Raw genomic sequence first — 20,403 nt, 5'->3', positions numbered from 1 at the left:
GAGCGAGGCCCGGAGGAGGGAGAGCCTGAGCGAAGTCCGGCGGCTGCGCGTCGAGGTGAGAGGCGCGGTCCAGGGGGTCGGCTTCCGCCCCTTCGTCTACCGTCTCGCGACCCAGCTGGGTCTCTCTGGCTGGGTCCTCAACGACGTGCGGGGCGTGGAGGTCGAGGTGGAGGGCGATGCCGCCTCGCTCGACGCGTTCCGCACCCGGCTCGCGGCCGAGGCGCCGCCACGGGCCGTGGTGAGGAGCGTCTCCGTCACGTGGCTGGCGCCCGCGGGGTTCACGGCGTTCGAGATACGGATGAGCACGGGTGAGGGCGAGAAGAGCGTCTCGGTTCTCCCCGACCTCGCGACGTGCGACGACTGCCTCGCCGAGCTGGACGACCCGGCCGACCGCAGGTACCGCTACCCGTTCCTGAACTGCACGAACTGCGGCCCGCGGTTCACCATCGTCCGCGCGCTCCCTTACGACCGGCGGAACACGACGATGCGCGGCTTCACCCTCTGCGCCGCCTGTCGCCGCGAGTACGAGGAGCCGCGCGACCGGCGCTTCCACGCGCAGCCGACGGCGTGTCCCGCCTGCGGGCCGCGGCTCGCGCTCTGGAACCGGATCGGCCAGGGCGTCGCGCGCGACGACGAGGCGCTGCGGGGCGCGGCGGCCGCGCTCCTGGACGGGCGCGTCGTCGCGGTGAAGGGCCTCGGGGGCTTTCACCTCTGCTGCGACGCGCGCAACGAAGACGCCGTCGCACGACTGCGCGCCGGGAAGGTGCGGCGCGAGAAGCCGCTGGCAGTCATGGTGCGGGATGTCGCGGCGGCCCGGGCCCTCTGCGAGGTCTCGGGCGCCGTCGAACGCTGGCTCCTCTCGCCCGAGGCGCCGATCCTTCTCCTGCCGCGGCTCGGCCCGGACGGCGCGACCGCGCTCGTCGCCCCGAACGTCGCGCCCGAGTCGACCCGTCTCGGCGTGATGCTCCCCTCCACGCCGCTCCACCACCTCCTCCTCGCGGCGGTCGACGCCCCGCTCGTCGCCACGAGCGGCAACCTTTCCGACGAGCCGATCGCGACGGACGAACGCGAGGCGGTGGCGCGGCTCGGCTCGATCGCCGACCTCTTTCTCGTTCACGACCGCCCCGTGGAGCGGCACGTGGACGACAGCGTCGGATGGCTCCACGGCGACGCGCTGCAGCTCCTGCGCAGGGCGCGGGGGTTCGCTCCCCTCCCCGTCCCGGTCCGCGTGCACCTGCCGCCGATCCTCGCCGTCGGAGCGCACCTGAAGAACGTCGTCGGCCTCGGGATCGGAAGCGAGGTCGTCCTCTCGCAGCACGTCGGCGACCTCGAGACCCCCGAGGCGCTCGCCGCGTTCGAGCGGGTCGTCGCCGACCTCCTGCGCCTCTGGGAGGCAGCCCCCGTCGCGATCGCACACGATCTCCACCCCGACTACCTCTCGACGCGCTGGGCGCGCCGCGCGGCGGCGGGGGGACGAGTCGGAGGGGCCGCTCCCGCCGGCGATCCTCGCGGCTGCGCGCGAGGGGCGCCTCCGCCTCGTGCCCGTCCAGCACCACCACGCGCACCTCGCCTCCTGCCTCGCGGAGAACGGGGTCGAGGGCCCGGCGCTCGGCGTGACGTGGGACGGGACCGGCTACGGGACCGACGGGACGGTGTGGGGCGGCGAGTTCCTCCTCGGCGATGCGGCGGGCTACACCCGCGTCGCGCACCTGCGCCCCTTCCGCCTCCCCGGAGGAGACGCCGCCGTGAAGGAGCCGCGCCGGGCCGCGCTCGCGCTCCTGTTCGAGCTCTTCGGGGAGGCGGCTCTCGGCCGCGACGATCTCTCCCCCGTCGCGTCGTTCTCCGGCGCCGAGCGCACGCTCCTGGCGCGGATGCTCGCCACCGGCACGCGCAGTCCCATGACGACGAGCGCCGGCCGCCTCTTCGACGCCGTCGCGGCGCTCGTCGGCCTCCACCCGAGAGCCGGCTTCGAGGGGCAGGCCGCGATGGCGCTCGAGGCGCTCGCGGACCCTTCGGAACGGGGCGCCTACCCGTTCCCTCTCGTCGCGAGCGCGGTCTCCGGCGCCCCGGCGACCCTCGACTGGGGCCCGCTCGCCTTCGCCCTGCTCGAGGACGGCGCACGCGGCGTCGGGGTCGCGATCCGTTCCGCCCGCTTCCACAACGCGCTCGTCGACGGCATCGCCGCCGTGGCACGCCTTGCCGGCGCGCCGCGCGTGGCGCTCTCGGGGGGCTGCTTCCAGAACCGCCTCCTCTTCGGGCGCGCGAGCGCGCGTCTCGCCGCGGACGGCTTCCAGCTCTTCGCACACCGCCTCGTCCCGCCGAACGACGGCGGCATCGCGCTGGGGCAGGTGCTGGTCGCCGCGGCGCGCATCTCAGCCGGAGGCTGACCGATCCCATCGGCAACCGTAATACACGAGTTCACGCCTGGCACCAAGCGGGGGTGGCACCAAGCGGGGGCATTCGAAATACACGACTTCATGCCTGGCACGGAATGGGGGATTGAAGGGAATCGGGGAGGGAGGGATCTAGAATCGATGTCATGAGATCTGTACGGTTCGGTGTTCTCGTGGGGGTCGTCTGCCTGGCGACGGCCTGCGCCGGCGGGGCCGTCGAGCGGCCTGCGGTGCGGGGCGCGCTCGACGTCTCCACGCGGTTTCCGGCTCCGCGGCGCCTGGTGGCGGTCGGCGATCTCCACGGCGACCTCGAGGCGACCCGGAGGGTGCTGCGTCTCGCCGGGGCGATCGACGAGCGGGACGGGTGGATCGGCGGGGACCTGGTGCTCGTGCAGACGGGCGACCAGCTCGACCGCGGAGACGACGAGCCGGAGATCCTCGACCTCTTCGACCGCCTCGCGAGGGAGGCCGCGGCTGCCGGGGGCGCCGTCCACGTGCTGAACGGGAACCACGAGTTCATGAACGTGAAGGGCGACGTCCGCTCCGTCTCCCCGGACGGCTTCGCGGATTTTCTCGACAAGCCCGTTCCGGGTCTCGCTGGAGCCCCGCCGGAAACCGTCATTGCCGCGGTACTCGCGCGGATCAAGGCATTCAAGCCCGGGGGGCCCCAGGCCCTTCGCCTGGCCACGCGGAACGTGGTGGCCGTCGTCGGGAACACGGTCTTCGTCCACGGGGGCGTGCTGCCACAGGTGGCGGAGTACGGCGTCGAAAGGCTCAACCAGGAGTCGAGGGAATGGCTTCGCGGGGAGCGACCCTGCCCGCCGGATCTCCTTCTCGGCCCGGACGGCCCCGTCTGGAGCCGCCACTACTCGAAGGACACCGACGAGGCCGACTGCCGCCTCCTCGCAGAGGCTCTCGAGAAGCTCGGCGCGTCGCGGATGGTGGTGGGCCACACCGTGCAGAAGGACCAGGTCACGTCCGGTTGCGCGGAGCGCGTCTGGCGCATCGACGTCGGCTTGTCGCGCCACTACGGAGGCCCGTCCTCCGCCCTCGAGATCGTGGGCGACCAGGTCCGGATTCTCCGGGCCCCGTAGGGGGTCAGGTCTTGATTTTCTATTCTACTTCGCGGGCGCCAGCCTCGCGGTGTACGCCGCCGCCTGGGCCGGCCGGCCCCACGCGGTGTAGAGGTTGACGAACGCCTTGAGCGTCCACTGCGTCATCCCGCCGTCCTCGCCGCCCGTCTTCACGAGGACGTCGAGCGCGCGGCGCAGCGTGGCCTCGGACTCGCCGAACTTGCCCCGCTTGCGCAGGACGTCTCCCATGCACGCGAGCGCGAGGCCGACGTCGGCATGCTCGGGCCCGAGCTTCCTGCCCAGCCGCTCCACGGCTTCCCGGTACGTCCGCTCGGCGGCCCCGTCGTTGCCGGCCTTCATGTAGACGAACGCCGTGTTCGTGAGCGTCCGCGCCACCGGCTCCGAGTCGTCCCCGAGCGCCTTGCGCCGGATGGCGAGCACCTCCTCGAGGATGCGCGCGGTCTCGTCGAGGCGGCCGTTGCGCAGGTAGACGCCCCCGAGGTTCTCGCGCATGCTGGCGACCTCGGGGTGCTCCGCCCCGAGGAGCGCGGTCGCCATCTCCACGGCTTCCAGGTAGTTCTTCTCCGCGCCCGCGAAGTCCTCGTTCAGGACCTGCGCCGCGGCGAGATCGTTCAGCGCGTTCGCGACCTCCGGGTGCCCCGCCGGGTGCCGCGCCCGGAGCAGCGACAGCAGCTCGCGCGCGAGGGTCTCGGCGGTCTTCCCGTCCCGCTTCTCGACCGCGATGCTCCCGAGGTTCCGGAGCGCGTTCGTCTCGACCCGCCCGGGCTCGACGCCCCGTCCGTTCGCCTTTCCCCTCGCGCCGCCGTTCGCCCGTGCGATACGCAGCATCTCCTCGGCGAGCGCCTTGGCTTCCGGGAGCTTCCCCTTGCGGCGCAGGGCCGTCGCGAGGTCGCCGAGAGCGGCGGCCGCGTCGAGGCTGTCCGCCCCGTAGACGTCGCGCGTGATCGCGACGGCCTCTCGACCGTTCGCCTCGGATTCGTCGAACTTTCGCCACGCCTCGTAGAGGCCCGCGAGTCCGCTGTACGACGCCCCGGCTTCCGCGCTCCTCCTCCCGGCCGCCGCCGCACGCAGTTCGAGCGAGGCCCGGAGCGCTTTCTCGGCCTCGGGGAACTCCGCGAGGTTCGAAAGCGTGGTGCCGATCGTCTGGAGCACCTCGGCCTGGACGAGGGGCTGGCCCCGGAACGCCGTCTCCGCCTTCGCCTGCGCCTGCCTGAGGGCGTCGAGCAGCGCCACGTTGCGCGAGCCCTTTCCCCACGGGTCGGCCGCGCCGAGCGCATCCTGGAGGAAGGCGTTGATCGCGCCCGCCCTCGCCGCCTCGGCCGTGGCGCGGTCGCGCTCCTTCCTCACGCGCTGGGCCTGCACGACCATCGTCGTGGCCAGGGCCACGAGCAGCCCGGCGATCGCGCCGGCCGCCGCGACGCTCCCCCTGTGCCGGGCCGCGAGCTTGCGGAGCTGGTAGAAGGTGCTCGGCGGATGGGCGAGGATGGGCCGCCGCGCGAGCCAGCGCTCCACGTCCTCCGCGAGGGCCATCGCGGTCTGGTACCTCTGGTCCGGTTCCTTCTCGAGCGCCTTGGCCACGATCGTCTGGAGGTCGGCGTCGATCGCCGTCCCTCCCGCCGCTTCCTTCAGCGGCCGGGGCGGCGCCTCGCAGATCGTCTGGATGGCCTGCACGAGGGAGCCCGTCTGCGTGTCGTAGGGCTTGCTGCCCGTCAGGAGCTCGTAGAGGACGACGCCGAGGGAGTAGACGTCCGACCGGAAGTCGATGTCGCGGCTGTCGCCCCGTGTCTGCTCCGGGCTCATGTACGGCAGCGTCCCCCAGATCTTCCCGAGCTCGGTCATCACCGTCCCGACGGCGACGTCCGCGTCGGTGATCCGCGCGAGGCCGAAGTCGAGGATCTTCACCTCGCCCGACTCGGTCACGACGATGTTCGAGGGCTTCAGGTCGCGGTGGATGACTCCGCGCTGGTGCGCGTGGTTCACCGCGCGGCAGATCGTCCCGAAGAGCCTCATCCGTTCCCGGAGCGCGTCGGGTCCCGGGCTCTCGCCGCCGAGACGGCTCCGCGCATGGGCACCGAGCGTCTCGCCGGCGACGAGCTCCATCGTGAAGAAGTGCTGGCCGTCCTCGGTCCGTCCCGCCTCGTAGATCGCCGCGATGTTCGGGTGGACGAGCCGCGCGAGCGTCTCCGCCTCGCGGCGGAACATCCGGAGGTAGGTCTCGTCGACGAACTGGCCGCCGCGGACCACCTTCAAGGCGACGCGGCGACGCGGGCTCTGCTGCTCGGCCTCGTAGACGATCCCCATCCCGCCCTCGCCGAGCTTTCTCAGGATCGGGAAGCCGCCGATCTGCGCGGGGAGCTTCTCCGGCGCGGCGGGCGGGGGGACGCCGTCGGCGTCCATGGTCGCGGCTCTGCTGAACGGGCTGTCGTCTCCGCCGGGCTCGCTCATGGTGCGACCGAGCCTACCCGAGTGGCGTCACCGGACGAAGCGCGGCTGCAGCAGAACCGGGCGTCTGCCGCGCCCCGGGCGGGTCAGCCCGGCGCGTCCGGCTCCTCGAACGTCACGTTCAAAACGTCGAGCTCGTCACCCCCTTCGATCCCGAGCGGCCCCTGGCAGCGCGGGCAGAGGCGCAGCCAGGTTCCGGCCGCGCGCTCGGGGATGACGCCGCAGGCGGCGCAGGTCTGCTTCGCGGGCCGGAAGTCGACGTCGAGGCGGGAGCCTGCGTCGGGCGTCCCCGCCGTCACCGCTTCCCAGGCGAATACGAGGAGATCGGGCTCCACGGCGGCCAGCTCGCCGACGGCGAGGCGGACGACCTCGATCCGGTGCGGGCCGGCGCCGGTGTCGTCGACCGCCTTGCGGGCCGTGCGGTAGATGTCGGCGACGAGGGAGAGCTCGTGCATCAGGACGTCCCTCGCATCAGCGTGGCGGGACCCGGCCCTCGTCCTCGAGCCTTCCGAGGAGCCTGAGGAGACCGTCGAGGATCGTGAGCGGGTGGGGCGGACAACCCGGGACGAAGAGGTCGACGGGAACGACGGCCGCGGCCCCTCCGAGCTGCTCGGGGCGGTCGTGGTAGGGCCCGCCCGAGATCGCGCAGGCGCCGACGGCGATGACGATCTTCGGCGGCGGAACGGCGTCCCACGTCTTCTTCAGCGCGAGCTCCATGTTCTTCGTGACGGGGCCGGTGATCAGGAGTCCGTCCGCGTGCCGCGGCGAGGCGACGACCTGGATGCCGAAGCGCCCGAGGTCCCAGCCGATCGTCCCGAGGACGTTCACGTCGGCCTCGCAGGCGTTGCACCCCCCCGCGCTCACCTGCCGGAGCTTCAGCGACCGGCCGAAGAGCGAGAGGAGCTTCGCATCGAGCGCCTTCGCGAGCGGCAGCGCCGCCCCCTCGAGGCGGAGGTCGTCGCGCGCGCGGACCGAGAGCCGGTAGTCGCTCGTGAACGAGATCGCCTTCTCGGGGCACGCCGCCTCGCACTCGGGACAGAAGAGGCAGCGGCCGAGGTCGAGCTGCGGCTTTCCTCCGGCGAACGAGATCGCCTCCGTGGGGCAGACGCTGGCGCAGTCGCGGCACCCCTCGGGGCAGCGGGCCGTGTCGATCGCCGGAAGGCCGCGGTAACGCTGGGCGAGCGCCGGAGCGGGGCCGTCCGGCCAGAGGATCGTCCGGTGCTTCTGGGACATCCGCGCGAGGAGGGTCCTGATCATCCCGGCCTCCTCACAGGTCGTGCCCGCAGTAGGAGAGGTTGAAGCTCTTGTTGGAGAGAGGGAAGTCGGAGATCTCTTCGTTGCGCAGCGCCATCGCCAGGCCCATCCAGTTGTGAAACGACGGGTCGACGACCTTGTAGCGCGCGAAGCGCCCTTCGGCGTCGGTGACGGCGACGTGCGCGATCTCGCCGCGCCACCCCTCGACGAGCGAGATGGCGACGTGCTCTGGCCGGATCGGCTTTTCCGGCGCGCGAATCGTTCCCTTCGGGAGGGCGGCGAGCTGCGCCTTCACGAAATCGTGGGAGCGCTGCGCCTCGAGCCAGCGCACGAAGGCGCGCGCGTTCACGTCGCCGTCGTGGGCCGTCATCACGGGAACGTGCGTGAACCGGTAGATCCCGGTCGGGTGGTCGCGCCGGACGTCCTGGTCGATGCCGCACGCCCGCGCCGCGGGGCCGACGAGGCCGAGCGATTCGGCCGTCGCCGGATCGACGCGGCCCGTGCCTTCGAACCGCGCCAGGACGGTCGCGGCCCCGAAGAGGAGCTCGGCCGCCCCGCGCAGGTCCTTCATGGTCTCTTCCAGCCGGCGCCCGAGCTCGGCGGCCAGCGCGTCGTCGAGGTCGACGAGCGTCCCGCCGGGACGGACGAGGCCGCGGCCGAAACGGTTGCCGCAAAGGAGCGCGGTCATGTTGAGGAAGTCGCCGCGGAGCCGCCCGCAGAAGGAGGCCGTCGGCAGGAACCCGACGTCTCCCGCGAGGGCGCCGAGGTCGCCCGTGTGGTTCGCGAGGCGCTCCAGCTCGAGCGCGATGCCGCGGATCGCCTGCGCCCGCGGCGGGACGGAGGTTCCCGAGAGCGCTTCCAGCGCCTGCGCATAAGCCGTCGCGTGGCCGATCGTCGTGTCGCCGGCGAGGGTTTCGATGCGCGCGACGGTCTGCCGGTGGGGCCCGCCGAGGAGGGACTCCTCGACGCCGCGGTGCTGAAAGCCGAGGGCGATCTCGAGGTGGAAGACGCGCTCGCCGTGACACTGGAAGCGGAAGTGCCCCGGCTCGATGACCCCCGCGTGGACCGGGCCGACGGCCACCTCGTGGACCTCGTCTCCCTCGACGCGGAAGAAGTCGCCGACGGCGGGCAGGATCGGCTCGCCCTCCGGCCTCCCCCACGCGTCGTGGCCCGCCCGCCAGGACGGCCGGTAGCGGACCGGCTTGAGCCACGGGTGGCCCTGGGGCTTCAGGCCGAGCTGCTCGGCCATCTCCCTCTCGAAGAGGTGGACCTGCGGGGCCGCCGGTGTCAGCGACGGGAAGCCGTCGTCTTCGAGGACGGTGCGCGCGACGGCGAGCGTCCCGGGGCCGTCGTCGGCGACGACCGCCCAGAGCGCCGCGGCCGCGCCCGCCTCCGGCGTGGCGAAGAAGGAGACGAGCCGGCGGCCGGCCGCGAGATCGCCGAGGAGTGCGCCGCGGAACGCATCGAAATCGGAGACGGGGACGCGCGAGAGGGGGAGCGCCGCCCCGTTTCGCGTGCGGGTGAAGACGCCCTCCGTCACGGCAGCGCCTCCAGGCCCGCCGACGCTCGTTCGAGGAGGCTCACGAGAGGAGCGGGAAGGTAGAGACCGAGGAAGAGGACGAGCGCGGCCGCGACGAGGATCGGAGCGGTCCGGGCCAGGTCGTCCTTGTACGGTGTCCCCGCCGAGGAGGTCCCCGGCCGGCCCTGGACGGCGGAGAGGACGGTCGAGCCCATCCCGATGAAGATGACCCCGAGGAGGACGAGAAAGAGCGTTCCGGCGACCGGGTGTCCTCCCCCGATCGCGGCGTTCACGATGGTGAACTCGCTGACGAACGGGCCGAACGGCGGGGAGCCCGTGATCGCGAAGAAGCCGACGAGGAAGAGGCTCCCCGAGATGGGGAGGCGCGAGATGGCCCCCGAGATCTCGTCGGTGCTCTTGCTCCCGTACGCCCGCTGGATGTTCCCCGCCGCCAGGAAGAGGATCCCCTTCGTCAGGCCGTTGTTGATCGCGTGGAGGAGGGCGCCGAAGACGCCGATCCCGCCGAGGCCGATGCCGAGGACGAGGATGCCGACGTGCTCGACGCTCGAGTAGGCGAGCATCCGCTTGATGTCGCGCTGCCTCACGACGAAGACGGCCGCCAGGCCGATGGAGAGGAGCCCCATGAAGACGAGGAGCTCGCGGGCGAAGGCGCCCTCTCCCGCCGCGTTCACGACGCGGTAGACGCGCAGGAGCGCGAGGAACGCGCAGTTCGTCATCCCGCCGGCCAGGAGCGCGCCGACGAGCCCGGGCGCCTCGCCGTAGGCGTCGGGCTTCCAGGTGTGGAGCGGCGCCAGGCCCATCTTCGTCCCGTAGCCGACGAGGAGGAGGACGAACGCGGCGCGCAGCCACGGCCGCGAGAACGCGCCCGCCCCGGCGAGCAGGTCCTCGAACAGGAGCGACGGCTCGCCCCCGCCGAGGTGGGCGGAGTACGCGAGGAAGAGCGAGCCGAGGAGCGCGATGGCGATGCCGACCGACCCGATCATCAGGTACTTCCAGGTCGCCTCGAGCGACCGGGCCGTCCTGTTGAAGTAGAGGAGCGGCGCCGTGGCGAGCGTCGTCGCCTCCATGGCGACCCAGAGGAGCCCGAGGTGCTGGGCGAGCGCGAGGAGGGAGGTCATCGCCAGGAAGAAGAGGAGGACCGCGCAGAAGACCCGGTTGTCGCGGTCGGGGCGCAGCTCGAGATACCCGGGCACGTAGAAGGCGATGAGGAGGAAGAGGACGCTGACCGTCCCGAGGATGACGGTGGCGAGCGGGTCGAGCCTCAGCCAGACACCGCGGCCGGAGCTGACGCCGCCGGCGAGGATGGCGGCGAAGAGGGCGAGGTGGAGGCACGCCGCCACCGGGACGACGAGCGGCCGGACCCTCTGCGAGGGGACGACCGCGGCCACGACGGCGGCGGCGAGCGGGAGGAGGACGAGACCGATCTCCACGTCGTCTTCCTCCCGGTCAGTCCTTCAGCTCCGAGAGGAGGTCCGTGTCGAGCGACGAGAACTCCTGCCGGATGTGGTTGATGACGATCCCCATGATGAAGATGCCGACGAAGAGGTCGAGGAGGACCCCGGCCTCGACGAGGAAGGGCATCGCCTCGATGAGGAGCTGGCCGAAGATGAAGATGCCGTTCTCCAGGATCAGGTAGCCGACGACCTGCGAGATGGCCTTGCGCCGCGTCGTCAGGACGAGGAAGCCGGAGAGGAGCGTCGCGAGGGAGGCGGGGACGATGAGGGTCCCGACGTGCTCGGGCGCGAGCGGGAGGTTCCCGGCGAAGAGGATGGCGAGACCCGTTCCGACGGCGCAGAGGAACAGCGACGGGACGAACCCGACGTAGGGCTCCACCTCGTGCCGGATGTGGATGTCGCGCATCGCCTTCTCGAGAAGGCCCGGGATCAGGACCCCCTTGATCGCCATCGTCGCGATCGCGATCGCCGCGACCCGCCAGCCGAAACCGCGGTGCACGAGGAGCGGAAGGACCGCCAGGACAGCCCCCTGGAGGGCGGCGCCGCGGATCGTCATCCTGAGGGACGGCGTCCCGAGGACGAGGAAGTTCAGGAGGATGACGACGACGAGGAGGATGTCGACCGGGTGCGTCATCGCATCACCGCGCCAGGAGGAGCATGCCGAAGGCCGAGAGGACGCAGGCTCCGACGAGGAGCTGCGGCACCTTCACGAGCCTCAGGCGGGCCATGACCGACTCGACGACGCCGATCGAGATGGCGACGAGGAGGATGCCGGCGACGAACGCGATCCAGTCGAGGCGGGGGTCGGTCACGTTGAACGGGAAGACGACCCTGAGAAACAGGGCCGAGAGGACGAAGAGCTTCATCGCCGCCCCGTAGAGGACGAGGCCGAACGCGGGACCGCCGTGGTCGAGGACCATCACCTCGTGGATCATCGTCAGCTCGAGGTGGGTGTTCGGGTCGTCGAAGGGGATCCGGCAGTTCTCGGCGAGGAGGACGACGGCCCAGCTCGCCGCGACGAGGACGAGCGGCGCTCCGGCCGTCACCCACCCCGGCCCCGTCCCGAGCATCGTCGAGAGCGAGAGCGACCCGGAGATCCGGGCGAGCGCCACGAATCCGAAGAAGAGCGCGGGCTCGGCGAGGCAGGAGAAGGCGACCTCGCGCGCGGCTCCCATTCCCTCGAAGGCGGAGCCCGTGTCGAGCGCCGCGGTCGCCGTGAAGAAGCGCGAGAGGGCGAGGACGTAGGCGAAGAGGATCATGTCGCCCGCGAAGGAGACCGGCGCCGAGTGCCCGCCGAACGGCAGGAGGAGCGAGGCGAACAGGGGCGCCGCCACGCCCGCGACCGGGCCGGCGAGGAAGACCCACCCCGAGCCCGCGGGAAGGACGCTCCCCTTCCGGAGGAGCCTGGCCAGGTCGTAGTAGCCCTGGAGCAGGGGCGGGCCGTTCCGGCCGGCGAAGGCCGCCTTCGTTCTCGCGATCACCCCCGGCAGGAGGGGCGGGAGCGCGAGGACGAGGAGGACGTGGACGAGCGTGTCGATCATCGGATCTCCCCGGGTCAGACCCGCAGCAGCAGCGCGACGAGCGTCGCGACGACGTAGAGGAGGTAGAGCTGGATCCTTCCCTGCTGGAGGATCCGCCCCTGTCGGGCGGCCCACGCGCCGGCGCGGAACGCCGGGACGATGGCCCGGTCCAGGACGGTGTCGGGGACGTGGCTCTCGAAGCTGGCCGTCACGGGGAACAGCTTCGTGACGGGCGCGCCCTTCGCGCGCGGACGAAGCGCCCACCCGAAGTAGCCGACGGGCCCTCGTGCGAACGATGAGGCCGTGTACTGCATCCGGGCGGTCGGCCGGGCATACCCGCAGTCCCACGTCGGCCCGGCCGTCGGAGCGGCCGCGGCGAGGCGCCGCCTCAGCAGCAGGCCGACGGCCCCGAGGAGGAGCACGAGCGCGAACGCCGAGAGGCCGACCGTGACGAGGGAGGCGAGCTCGGCGAGGGGAACGGCCGGAACCGGGCCGGGCGCGGCGATCGCGCTGGCACGCGCGAGGGCGGGCGCGATCCCCGCGGGCCACAGACCCAGGAGCGCGCAGGCCCCGGCGAGGACCGCCATCGGCGCGACGTGCAGAGCGGGCTCGCCGTGCGCGTGCGGAGGATCGCCCCGCAGGCTCCCGAGGAAGACGGATCCGTGCGCCTTCACGAAACAGGCGAGCGCCAGCGCCCCGGTGAGGGCGAGCGCCGGCGCGGCGAAGGCGGCCCGGAGGGCGTCCGCGCCCGAGGCGCGGGCCCTCTCGAAGAGGCCGAGGTAGACGAGCCACTCGCTCGCGAAGCCGTTCAGCGGCGGGAGGCCCGAGATCGCCACGGCCCCGGCGAGGAAGAAAAACGCCGTCTTCGGGAGGACGCGGCCGAAGCCCCCCATCCGGTCCATGTCGCGCGTCCCGGCGACGTGGACGACCTCGCCCGCCCCGAGGAAAAGGAGCGACTTGAAGAGGCCGTGGTTGACGACGTGGAAGAGCGCGCCCGCGAGGCCCAGCAGCGCCCACTCCGGCCGGCCCGCGGCGCGTCCCGCGAGGCCGGCCCCGAGGCCGAGGACGATGATCCCGATGTTCTCGACGCTGTGCCACGCCAGGAGGCGCTTGAGGTCGTGCTGCCCGAGCGCGAAGGCCACGCCCAGGACGGCCGAGGCCACGCCGAGGACGAGGAGCACGTCGCCCCAGGCGGCCGGCGGGTCGGGAACGAGCGCGGTGAAACGAAGGATGCCGTAGATCCCCGTCTTGATCAGGACTCCCGACATCAGCGCGGAGACGTGCGCCGGAGCGGCGGCGTGCGCCGGCGGGAGCCAGAAGTGGAGCGGGAGAACGCCGGCCTTGAAGCCGAACCCGAAGAGCGCGAGGACGAAGAGGGCGGTGCCGGCGTCCGTCCCGGCGACTCCGGGCGGGAGCGGCACGAGCTCGGTCGAGCCCGTGAGGTGCCTGAGCTGCGAGAAGAAGCCGAAGAGGGTGAGGGTCCCGGCGTGCGTCGCGAAGAGGTAGAGGCGCCCGGCGTCGCGCGCCTCGCGGGAGGAACGGTCGGCCGTCACGAGGAAGAAGGCCGAGAGAGCCATGACCTCCCACGACGCGAGGAAGAAGAGCCCGTTGCGCGCGACGAGGACGAGGGCGATCGCGCCGGTCGCGAGGCCGAAGAAGAAGCGGGTCCGGCGCGCGTCGGAGGGGTGCTCCTCATCGCCGAACGAGCGGCTACCGCTGATCGCCGCGAGCGCCGAGACGAGGAAGAGCGGGACGAGGAAGATCGCCGAGAGGGCGTCGAGCTCGACGTGGAGCGCGGCCCCCGGAAGGGGCCAGGGGCGCGTCAGCGTCTCGACCCGGCCCGTCACCGCGGCGCTCACCGCCCCCACGAGGCCGAGCAGGGACCCGCCGACGGAGCCCGCGGTCGCGATGCGCCGCGCGGTGGCGCCGGGCGGGAGGAAGAGCCCGGGCACGCCTCCGGCCACGCAGAGGAACGCCCCGCCGAGGACGAGGAGGAGGCTCACGGGGGCGGGAACCACCCGCGGAGAACGCTCCACGCCAGGAGCGCGATGAGGGTCCCGAGGACGTAGACGAGGTAGATGGTCAGCCGCCCCTCCTGCAGGGCGTGAAGATCGTAGAAGCGGCGGGCCCAGCGCCGGGCGAACGGCTCGAGGAACCTGAGGAGAACCGGGTCGCGGGCGGGCGCCGCGGCGGAAACGCGCGCGCCCCGCGGAAAGATCCCCTCCGGAAGGCGCTCCTCGAGGAGGGTTGCGGCGACGCGGGGCGTCAGGCGGGCCGCGATCCAGTCGCCGAAGGAGCTCCCCGTGTATTGCATCCGCGCCGTCGGTCGGGCGTAGCCGCAGTCCCACGTCGGGCCTCGCGAAACCGTGCGCCTGCGGATGAGGAAACCGGCCACGGCGGCGGTGAGGGCGAGGAGGCCGAGGAACGCGGCGCCCCAGGCCGCGACGGTTGCAACGGGCGCCACCGTGGCGAGGGCCGGCACCGGCGAGAGGGCCTTCGCCGCCCACGCGGACGTCGCCGCGTCGAGCCCGGGACAGAGGAACGGCGACGAGAGCCCGGCCAGGAGGCAGGCGGCCGCGAGCGCGAGGATCGGGACGCGCATCGCGAGTCCCGGCTCGTGGGCGTGCTCCGCCTTCTCCGAGCGAGGACTGCCGAGGAAGACGATGCCGAAGAGCTTGACGAAGGCGGCGAGCGCGATGCCCCCCGCCAGCGCGAGAGCCGGCGCCGCAAAGCCCGCGAGGAGCGCCTCGCCCGGCCCCGCGAAGGCCCTGAGGAGGCCGAGGTAGACGAGGAACTCCGAGAAGAAGCCGTTCAGGGGCGGCAGGGCCGCGACGGCCGCGCACCCGACCGCGAAGGCGGCACCCGTCTTCGGCATCTTCCTCAGCAGGCCGCCCATGAGGTCCATCTCCCGCGTCCCCGTCCCGTGGATCACCGCCCCGGCACCCAGGAAGAGAAGCGGCTTGAAGAGGGAGTGGAAGAGGACGTGCAGGAGCGCCCCTCCGAGACCCAGCGCGATCCACTCCGGCCGCGCCGCGGACCGCCCGAGGAGGGCGACGCCGATTCCCGTGGAGACGATCCCGACGTTCTCGATGCTCGAGTAGGCGAGGAGGCGCTTGAGGTCGTTCTGCGCCGCGGCGAGCGCGGCCCCGTAGAGCGCCGACGCCACGCCGAGGACGAGGAGGAGGCCGCCCCACCACGCGGGCGGCGCGCCGTAGAGCGACGTGATGCGCAGGATGCCGTAGAGGCCGACCTTGAGCATGACGCCCGACATCACCGCCGAGACGTGGCTCGGCGCCCCGGCGTGTGCGCCCGGGAGCCAGAAGTGGAACGGGAAGAGACCCGCCTTCGCGCCGAAACCGACGAGGGCGAGAAGGAAGACGACGCTCGCCGAGCCGGTCACGGCGAGGCCCGCCGCCGGGGCTTCCCACGCGAAGGAGCCGGTCGTGTCGTGGAGGAGCGCCGTCATGCCGAAGAGGCCGAGCGTGCCCGCGTGCGTGGCCACGAGGTAGATCCACCCCGCCTCCCGCACCGCCGGCAGCCGGTCCTCGGTCGTCGCGGCGAAGAAGGCCGCCAGCGCCATCACCTCCCACGCGACGAGGAAGGCGACCCCGCTCCGCGCGATGAGGACGGCCGCCATCGAAGCGGCCAGGATGCCCATGAAGAAGCGCAGCTTTCGCCCGTCGCGCAGGTGCTCGGCCTCGGACCAGTAGCCGAGGCCGTAGACCGCTCCGAGCGCCGGGACGAGGAAGACCGGGAGGAGGAAGAGCGCCGAGAGCGGGTCGGCGGCGAGGAGGATCTTCCCGCCCGGGAGGGGGCTCGGGAGCTCCATCCGCAGCCCGGCGCCGAAAAAGAGGATCCTCACGACCGGGACGAGGCCGGCCACCGAGCCCGCGCAGGCGAGAACCGCCGCGAGCCGCTCGCCGCCGGAGCCCCCTTTCCGGGCGAAGAGCCCGGGAACGCCGCTCAGGGCGAGGAGAAGGATGGCGCCGAGGAGGACGGCCCCGTCGGGACTCGCACCTTCCATCAGGCCGGCCCGCGGGTGCCGGGGCGGCCGGCGCCCCTGAGCTCCACCTCTGTGGCACGCGCGAGCATCACCTCGGCCGGCGCTGCGGCCTTCACACCGGCCAGGAAGGCCTCGTCGCGCAGAAGGTAGGCGAGGGCGGCGAGAAGGTGGAGGTGTCCGTGCACGGTCGGCGTGACCATGGTGAAGAGAGTCGTGACCGGCTTGCCGTCGGCAGCGCCGAAGTCGACCGGCCGCTCGAGGAACGAGAGGCTGACGATGGCCTCGTCGACGTCGAAGACGATCGGCATCCTCACGTGCGGGATCGCGATCCCGTTGCCGATGGCCGTGGAGAACGACGTCTCGCGGGCCAGCAGGACGGCCAGGAGGTCCTCGGCATCGCTCCCTTCCGGGAGGGGAAGACGGTCGACCGCTCCGCGCAGGACGTCCTCGCGCGTCGTCCCCGGGACGGCGTGGTGGACACCCCCCGCCGCCAGCGCCTGCGCGAAGGAGGGGAGCTTCTCGGCACCCGACTCCGCCGGCCGGAAGACCCGGGCGGAGATCGCGACCTGGTTCTCGGTGGCCCACTCGAGGAGCGCCGCGCGGTTCAGGAGGGTTCGCCCCGCGATCCGCTCGGCCGGCAGGCCCCGCTCCTCGATCCAGCGGTAGACGGTCGATTCGTCGACGTCGAAAAGTTCCGCGGCGTCCGAGGCGGAGAGCTTCAAGGGAGCGGCACGCCCCTGATGTTCTTCTTGATCGAGCGCTTCCCGCGCTCCTTCACGGAGCCGAGGGAGTACTCGATGGTCGCGTCGAGCGCGAGCCACGAGGAGACGGGGGCGCCCCCCTTCTTCGCGGCGGTCAGGAGCCACCCCTTCGCGCTTTCGCGGATCCATCGGAGGATGAGCGGTTCGTAGGGCCCGACCGGAACGACCCGCTTCACCGACCCGAGGCCCGACACCTCGACGAGGGCCAGGACTCGGGACTTCAGGCGGGTCGTTTCGATCTTCAGCGGCGCCTTGTCGGGCATCGGAAGGAAATCGATGTCCTCCACCGAGAGGACCCCCGGCTCGGGCGGCTCGGGCGACCGCGGGTACCGCGAGATCCACGTGTCTCCCGGCAGCTCCCTGCCAAGGGCCGGAAGGGGTTCTTCCCTGCCCACCGGAGCGAGCTGGAACGCCGACCAGACCGCGTCCTCCAGCTCGACCTCGACGTCGACGCCGTAGGTTCCCCAGCAGCGCACCGGCTGACCGTCCTTCTTCGCCGGCTTGAAAGTCCAGCGGGGGGCCTGAGCCTGTGCGGCGGCGCCGAGGGCGCGGATCGGGGGCTCGGGCGCCACGGCCTCGGAGACCTTTCCCGTCTCGTCGATCCTCACGGCGACGATGAGAGTGGAGGCCGCCTCGAGGTCCTTGAGCTTCGGCGGGGGGCCCTGCGGCGCCGCGGGAGCCTCGAGCTCCTGCCAGAGCGGGTTGACGAACGGGACCTCGGCCGGCGGGATCCGTGCCGGATCGGGAATCGTCTCCGGCGGCGGAGCCTGCGCGAACAGAGCCGGCGCCAGGAGCAGGGCCGGCAGAGAGAACACACAGGGCCGGGGGAACCGGCGGCCGACAGAGGCCATCTTCAGGATTGTAGCGCCCGCTATTTCGCGGCCGCCCAGTTCGCGCCGCTGGCGGTTTCGACCGTGAGCGGAACGGCGAGGGAGGCCACTCCTTCCATCGTTTCCCTCGCGAGCGCGGCGACGCCCGGCGCGTCGGCGGCGTCGCACTCGAGGACGAGCTCGTCGTGGACCTGCAGGAGCATCCGCGCCGAGGGGAACGTGGCCTTCAGCCGCTCGTCGAGCGCCACCATCGCCATCTTGACGAGGTCGGCCGCCGAGCCCTGGAACGGGGCGTTCATCGCCATCCGCTCCGCGTTCGCGCGGACGGCGTGGTTGCGGTCGGCGATCCCCGGGATCGGCCGGAGGCGCCCGAGGATCGTCTCCGTCGCGCCCGTCTCGCGGGCCTTCGCGAGGATCCCGTCGAGGCAGGCGCGGATCGACGGGAACTGCTCGAAGTACGCGGCGATGAAGGACTTCGCCGCTGCCTGCGGGACGCCGAGCTGGCCCGCGAGGGCGAACGGCCCCATGCCGTAGAGGATCCCGAAGTTGATCGTCTTGGCCCCGCGCCTCTGGTCGGCCGAGACGAGGCCGGGGTCGATGCCGAAGATCTTCGCCGCCGTGGCGCGGTGGATGTCCTCGCCGCGGCGGAAGGTCTCTATGAGCGCCGCGTCGCCCGAGAGGTGGGCGAGGAGGCGCAGCTCGACCTGCGAGTAGTCGGCCGCGACGAGGAGGCGCCCCGGCGGGGCGACGAAGGCCTTGCGGATCGCGCGCCCCGCCTCGGTCCTCACGGGGATGTTCTGGAGGTTCGGGTCGTTCGAGGAGAGGCGCCCCGTCGCCGCGACCGCCTGGTCGAAGCGCGTGTGGATCCGCCCGTCCCGCGCGACGTGCCGCGGGAGGGCGTCGACGTAGGTCCCCTTCAGCTTCGAGAGCTCGCGCCACTCGAGGACGAGGCCGGGAAGCGGCCCGACGCCCCGGACGGCCAGCTCCTCGAGGACCTCCGATCCGGTCGCGTAGCTCTTCGTCTTCGCCGTCTTCTTGAGGACGGGGTACTGCAGCTTCTCGAAGAGGATCCGCCCGAGCTGCGGCGGGGAGCCGACGTTGAACGCCTCTCCCGCGGCCGCGTGGATCTCCTTCTCGAGCGCCGCGAGCCGGGATCCCAGGTCGACGGAGAGGGCCGAGAGCGTCGCCGGATCGACGGCGATCCCCTCGAGCTCCATCCGCGCCAGGACGGGTACGAGCGGGAGCTCGATCTCCTCGTAGACGCGGAGCGAGGCGGGGCGCGCGGCGAGCCGCGCGAGCAGGACCTCGCGGAGCGCGAGCGGGAGAAGGGCCCGCGGGGCGAGGTAGGCGAGGCCCGCTTCCGTCGAGAGCACCGCCACCGTCTCGAACGCATCGCTCCCCGCCACGTCCTTCGGCGAGGGGACCGTCGCCGGGTCGCGTCCGAGGAAGGCCCGGGCATCGCCGGCGAGGTCGTGGGCGTGGAGGCCGGGACCGTCGACGTACGCCGCGAGCATCGTGTCGAAAACGCGCCGGGGAGGGTCCATCGCGAGGGCCGCCGCCGCGAGGTGGAGCCGCTTGCTCTCGTGGGCCACGATCTCGACGCGGCCTTCCGAGAAGAGGCGTGCCAGGAACGCGCGCCCCGCTCCGGCCCCGTCTCCCGCCAGCGGCGAGGCGACGAGCCCGCCCCCCGGGACGGCTGCCACGAGGGCGATCGGCTCGGGAGGGAACGGCCGCCCCGGGGCGCATTCGACGTGCAGTCCGGCGAGCCCCGCCTCGGCCGCGTGTGCCAGGAACGCGTCGAGGGCGTCCGCGGACGTTTCCCAGACGGGGAGGCCGCCGGTGTCCACCTCCGTCGATGTCTCGACGGTCGTCGCCGCGGGCGCGAGACCGGCGGCATCGAGCAGCTCCTTCTTCAGCCGGAAGAACCCGAGCTCCTCGTAGAACGTCGCGAGGCGTCCGGGGTCCTCCGCCGGGAGACCGAACGCCGCGAGAAGGCTCTCGCCGTTCTCGCCTCCCGGTACCGGCGCGTCGCGCCTCACCGTCGCGAGCTCCCGCGAGCGGAAGGCGTCGCCCTTCCCCGCCTCGAGCGCCTCGCGCCGCTTTCCCTTCAGCTCTTCGATCCGCGCGTAGATCTCCTCGAGCGCCCCGAAGCTCGCGACGAGCTCCTTCGCCCCCTTCTCGCCGATCCCCTTCACGCCGGGGATGTTGTCGGACGCATCGCCCATCAGGCCGAGGACGTCGATGACGCGCTCCGGCGGCGCACCGAACAGGCCGGCGACTCCCGCTTCGTCGAGAAGCCTCTCCTGGACGGGGTGCCAGACGGCGATCTGGTCCCCGCGAACGAGCTGGAAGAGGTCCTTGTCGGCCGAGACGACCTCGACCTTCAGCCCCGCCCGCGCGCCTCTTTCCGCCAGGGTCCCGATGAGGTCGTCGGCCTCGAAGCCCGGCTCCTCGACGACGGCGAGCCCCATCGCCCGGCAGAGCGCCTTCACGTCGGCCACCTGCGGGACGAGGTCGTCGGGCATCGACGCGCGGGTCGCCTTGTACTCCGGGTCCATCTCGTGCCGGAACGTCTTCTCCGGGCGGTCGAAGCAGACGGCGACGGCGTCGGGCCGGCGCTGCACGAGGAGCTTGCGCAGCATCGTCGCGAAGCCGAACGTCGCGTTCGTCGGCCGCCCGTCGGGGGCGGTGAGCGGGCGGATCGCGTGGAACGCCCGGTAGAGGTAGCCCGAGGCGTCGAGGAGCGCCAGAGTCTTCTGCTGCGGCATGTCGGGGTGAGTCTATCGGGCGCGGGCGACCGTAAGATCGGTCGAGGCCCGCCCGTGTCGTCCATCCCGATCCGCCCAGCCCCGCCCGTCACGAACGCCCGGGTCGCGGCCGCCCTCCTGGCGCTCGCCGACGCCGAGTCGCCGGGAACTCGTCCCGCCGCCGAGTACCGCTCGGCCGCGGCCACGCTCCGGCAGCTTCCGGAGGACCTCCACGGGAGGCGGATCCACCTCGGAAACCTCCCGCACGTCTCCTCGCGCGCGGCCGACGCCATCTCCTCGTTCCTCTCCTGCGGCTCGGACGAATCGGTCGGCGACCGGCTCTCGGCCCTCCTCGACCGCGAGGA

At 72.5% G+C, this 20,403-nt stretch carries 12 protein-coding genes and 1 pseudogene; 2 read left to right on the top strand and 11 right to left on the bottom strand.

Annotated features, from left to right (window positions below; all coding sequences use genetic code 11):
* Window positions 1-25: 25 nt before the first annotated feature.
* Both hypF and IPN03_07465 read left to right on the top strand, forming a co-directional pair.
* Window positions 26-2,387 (top strand): annotated as a pseudogene (gene hypF / locus IPN03_07470) (carbamoyltransferase HypF).
* A gap of 152 nt (window positions 2,388-2,539) precedes the next feature.
* The gene (locus IPN03_07465; protein MBK9373565.1) at window positions 2,540-3,487 is read left to right on the top strand and encodes a metallophosphoesterase; all 948 of its coding nucleotides are present in this window, start codon (window positions 2,540-2,542) and stop codon (window positions 3,485-3,487) included.
* Window positions 3,488-3,511: 24 nt separating this feature from the next.
* Here IPN03_07465 and IPN03_07460 read toward each other — a convergent pair whose 3' ends face one another.
* The 11 genes from IPN03_07460 to polA all read right to left on the bottom strand — a co-directional run bounded on the left by IPN03_07460 (window position 3,512) and on the right by polA (window position 20,059).
* Entirely contained in the window at window positions 3,512-5,932 is a 2,421-nt protein-coding gene (locus IPN03_07460; GenBank protein ID MBK9373564.1) for a serine/threonine protein kinase, read from the bottom strand.
* A gap of 83 nt (window positions 5,933-6,015) precedes the next feature.
* A complete protein-coding gene (locus tag IPN03_07455; protein ID MBK9373563.1) occupies window positions 6,016-6,384 on the bottom strand; it encodes a hydrogenase maturation nickel metallochaperone HypA in 369 nt (122 codons plus the stop codon).
* A 16-nt stretch (window positions 6,385-6,400) separates the two neighbouring features.
* Window positions 6,401-7,186 (bottom strand): hydrogenase, encoded by a 786-nt coding sequence (locus IPN03_07450; GenBank protein MBK9373562.1) that lies wholly within the window; start codon window positions 7,184-7,186, stop codon window positions 6,401-6,403.
* Window positions 7,187-7,196: 10 nt separating this feature from the next.
* Window positions 7,197-8,723, bottom strand: coding sequence for an NADH-quinone oxidoreductase subunit C (locus tag IPN03_07445; GenBank protein ID MBK9373561.1), 1,527 nt, complete (start codon window positions 8,721-8,723; stop codon window positions 7,197-7,199).
* Complete coding sequence (locus IPN03_07440) at window positions 8,720-10,153, bottom strand: hydrogenase (GenBank protein ID MBK9373560.1); 1,434 nt, start codon at window positions 10,151-10,153, stop codon at window positions 8,720-8,722. Before IPN03_07440 ends, IPN03_07445 begins: the two co-directional genes overlap by 4 nt.
* A 16-nt stretch (window positions 10,154-10,169) precedes the next feature.
* A complete protein-coding gene (locus tag IPN03_07435) occupies window positions 10,170-10,811 on the bottom strand; it encodes a hydrogenase (GenBank protein MBK9373559.1) in 642 nt (213 codons plus the stop codon).
* A 4-nt stretch (window positions 10,812-10,815) separates the two neighbouring features.
* Window positions 10,816-11,718, bottom strand: coding sequence for an NADH-quinone oxidoreductase subunit H (locus IPN03_07430; GenBank protein MBK9373558.1), 903 nt, complete (start codon window positions 11,716-11,718; stop codon window positions 10,816-10,818).
* 14 nt (window positions 11,719-11,732) lie between these two features.
* Entirely contained in the window at window positions 11,733-13,733 is a 2,001-nt protein-coding gene (locus tag IPN03_07425; GenBank protein MBK9373557.1) for a hypothetical protein, read from the bottom strand.
* Window positions 13,697-15,721: a hydrogenase gene (locus IPN03_07420; protein MBK9373556.1), complete on the bottom strand. Its 2,025-nt coding sequence runs from the start codon at window positions 15,719-15,721 to the stop codon at window positions 13,697-13,699. The genes IPN03_07425 and IPN03_07420 overlap by 37 nt, the downstream gene beginning before the upstream one ends.
* A complete protein-coding gene (locus IPN03_07415; protein MBK9373555.1) occupies window positions 15,721-16,590 on the bottom strand; it encodes a PTS sugar transporter subunit IIA in 870 nt (289 codons plus the stop codon). Before IPN03_07415 ends, IPN03_07420 begins: the two co-directional genes overlap by 1 nt.
* A 742-nt stretch (window positions 16,591-17,332) precedes the next feature.
* A complete protein-coding gene (gene polA / locus IPN03_07410) occupies window positions 17,333-20,059 on the bottom strand; it encodes a DNA polymerase I (protein ID MBK9373554.1) in 2,727 nt (908 codons plus the stop codon).
* Window positions 20,060-20,403: the final 344 nt, after the last annotated feature.

This window comes from Holophagales bacterium, assembly GCA_016719485.1.
Classification (GTDB): domain Bacteria; phylum Acidobacteriota; class Thermoanaerobaculia; order UBA5066; family UBA5066; genus UBA5066.
This window is presented reverse-complemented; position numbering and strand designations above follow the sequence as displayed.

Excerpts from the sequence above, each read along its gene's own strand:
- IPN03_07435 (MBK9373559.1), bottom strand. The coding sequence starts at position 10,811 with ATGACGCACCCGGTCGACATCCTCCTCGTCGTCGTCATCCTCCTGAAC.
- IPN03_07460 (MBK9373564.1), bottom strand. The coding sequence starts at position 5,932 with ATGAGCGAGCCCGGCGGAGACGACAGCCCGTTCAGCAGAGCCGCGACC.
- IPN03_07465 (MBK9373565.1), top strand. The coding sequence starts at position 2,540 with ATGAGATCTGTACGGTTCGGTGTTCTCGTGGGGGTCGTCTGCCTGGCG.
- IPN03_07455 (MBK9373563.1), bottom strand. The coding sequence starts at position 6,384 with ATGCACGAGCTCTCCCTCGTCGCCGACATCTACCGCACGGCCCGCAAG.
- IPN03_07450 (MBK9373562.1), bottom strand. The coding sequence starts at position 7,186 with ATGATCAGGACCCTCCTCGCGCGGATGTCCCAGAAGCACCGGACGATC.
- polA (MBK9373554.1), bottom strand. The coding sequence starts at position 20,059 with ATGCCGCAGCAGAAGACTCTGGCGCTCCTCGACGCCTCGGGCTACCTC.
- IPN03_07415 (MBK9373555.1), bottom strand. The coding sequence starts at position 16,590 with ATGGATCCGCGAAAGCGCGAAGGGGTGGCTCCTGACCGCCGCGAAGAA.
- IPN03_07420 (MBK9373556.1), bottom strand. The coding sequence starts at position 15,721 with ATGGAAGGTGCGAGTCCCGACGGGGCCGTCCTCCTCGGCGCCATCCTT.
- IPN03_07430 (MBK9373558.1), bottom strand. The coding sequence starts at position 11,718 with ATGATCGACACGCTCGTCCACGTCCTCCTCGTCCTCGCGCTCCCGCCC.